The sequence below is a fragment of the Kitasatospora sp. NPDC007106 genome (assembly GCF_040634455.1).
GTDB lineage: Bacteria > Actinomycetota > Actinomycetes > Streptomycetales > Streptomycetaceae > Kitasatospora > Kitasatospora arboriphila.
Map to the genome: position 1 here is coordinate 1 of NZ_JBEYFP010000856.1, position 2402 is coordinate 2402.

A 2402-nucleotide genomic window follows, 5' to 3' on the forward strand; every position below is an offset into this window, starting at 1 on the left:
CCGCGCCTGGTACAAGCTCACCCACCGCGACATGGGCCCGGTGGTGCGCTACCTCGGCCCCGAGGTGCCCTCCGAGGTGCTGCTCTGGCAGGACCCGGTGCCCGCCGTGTCCCACCCGCTGGTCGGCGCCGCGGAGATCGCCGCGCTCAAGGGCGACATCGCCGGCTCCGGCCTGACGGTCGGCCAGCTGGTCTCCACCGCCTGGGCGGCCGCCTCCTCCTTCCGCGGCAGCGACAAGCGCGGCGGCGCCAACGGCGCCCGGATCCGCCTGGAGCCGCAGCGCAGCTGGGAGGCGAACGACCCCGACCGGCTGGCGCCGGTGCTGCGCACCCTGGAGGGCATCCGGACGTCCTTCAACGAGGCCCGCCCGGGCGGCACGCAGATCTCCCTCGCCGACCTGATCGTCCTCGCCGGCGGCGTCGGCGTCGAGCAGGCCGCGAAGAAGGCCGGCTTCGCCGTCGAGGTGCCGTTCGCGCCGGGGCGCACCGACGCCTCGCAGGAGCAGACCGACACCGAGTCGTTCGCCGCGCTCGAACCGACCGCCGACGGCTTCCGCAACTACCACGGGAAGGGCAACCGGCTGCCGGCCGAGTTCCTGCTGCTCGACCGGGCGAACCTGCTCACCCTGACCGCCCCCGAGACGACGGCGCTGGTCGGCGGTCTGCGGGTGCTGGGCGCCAACCACCAGGACTCGCCGCACGGCGTCCTGACGGAGACGCCGGGCTCGCTCACCAACGACTTCTTCGTCAACCTGCTCGACCTCGGCACGACCTGGCAGGCCACCTCCGAGGACGCGCACACCTTCGAGGGCCGGGACGCCGCGACCGGCGCCGTCCGCTGGACGGGCACCCGCGCCGACCTCGTCTTCGGTTCCAACTCCGAACTGCGGGCGCTCGCCGAGGTCTACGCGAGCGACGACGCGAAGCAGAAGTTCGTCGACGACTTCGTCGCCGCCTGGGTGAAGGTGATGAACCTGGACCGGTTCGATCTCGCGTAGCCGGCACCGACGGTCGGTGTCCGACCCGACCTCAGAACACCGGTCCCGGCGCTCCGCCGGGGCCGGTGTTTGCTGTTCCGGGGCCTGATGTCCACGTGAGGAAGGTCACCGGAGGGGCCGTCGTCACGGCCTGTTGCAGGGGTGTACGTTCCTGCGACCAGGGGTGCGGGCTCCCCCAGATCGCAGAATCCTGGCAACGGCCGACCGCGGAAGACCCGCCGCCGGCCGCGCCTCCGACAAGGGAGACAGGTGTCATGTCTGCTCACGAACCGGCCAACCCTCCACCGCAGCGCCTGGGCGTCGTGGCGGAGTCGGCCTCCGGGGAAACCCGGGTCGCGGCAACACCGGCCACGGTGCGTCAGCTGCTGGCCCTGGGCTACGAGGTCGTCGTCGAGTCCGGGGCCGGTTCGGCCTCCGGGTTCACCGACGACGCCTACCGCGACGCGGGTGCGCAGGTCGGCGAGGCCTGGCACGCGGACGTCGTGCTGAAGGTCAACGCGCCCTCCGCCGAGGAGGTCGCCCGGCTGAGCGACGGCGCGACCCTGGTCGGCCTGCTCGGCCCCAACCAGAACAAGGAACTCGTCGACCTGCTGGCGCAGCGTCCGGTGACCGCGCTGGCCCTGGACGCGGTGCCGCGCATCTCGCGCGCGCAGTCGATGGACGTGCTCAGCTCGATGGCGAACATCGCCGGCTACCGGGCCGTCATCGAGGCCGCGCACGTCTTCGGCCGGTTCTTCACCGGCCAGGTCACCGCGGCCGGCAAGGTACCGCCGGCGAAGGTGCTGGTCGCCGGCGCCGGTGTGGCCGGCCTCGCCGCGATCGGCGCGGCCAGCAGCCTCGGCGCGGTCGTCCGGGCCACCGACCCGCGGCCCGAGGTCGCCGACCAGGTCCGCTCGCTCGGCGGCGAGTTCCTCTCGGTCGACGTGGAGCAGGAGCGCAGCACCGACGGCTACGCCAAGGCCACCTCGGAGGACTACGACCGGGCGGCCGCGGCGCTCTACCACGAGCAGGCCGCGGACGTGGACATCATCATCACCACGGCGCTCATCCCGGGCCGTCCGGCGCCGCGGCTGATCACCGCCGAGGACGTCGCGGCGATGCGCCCGGGCAGCGTGGTCGTCGACATGGCCGCCGCGCAGGGCGGCAACGTCGAGGGCACGGTGGCCGGCCGGGTGGTGGTCACCGACAACGGGGTGACCCTGATCGGCTACACCGACCTCGCCTCGCGGCTGCCGGCCCAGGCCTCGCAGCTGTTCGGCACCAACCTGGTCAACCTGCTGAAGCTGCTCACGCCCGGCAAGGACGGCCGGCTGGCGCTGGACTTCGAGGACGTCGTCCAGCGCTCGGTGACGGTCGTCCGCGAGGGCGAACTGACCTGGCCGGCGCCGCCCGTCCAGGTCTCCGC

2 protein-coding genes are annotated in these 2402 nt (G+C 73.3%); both read left to right on the plus strand.

Annotated features, from left to right (window positions below):
• Positions 1-997, plus strand: a 997-nt coding sequence (locus ABZ641_RS33270) for a peroxidase family protein (protein ID WP_359987934.1), incomplete at its 5' end; no start/stop codon positions are given.
• A gap of 254 nt (positions 998-1251) precedes the next feature.
• The coding region (locus tag ABZ641_RS33275; protein ID WP_359987937.1) for a Re/Si-specific NAD(P)(+) transhydrogenase subunit alpha at positions 1252-2402 on the plus strand (1151 nt) is incomplete at its 3' end.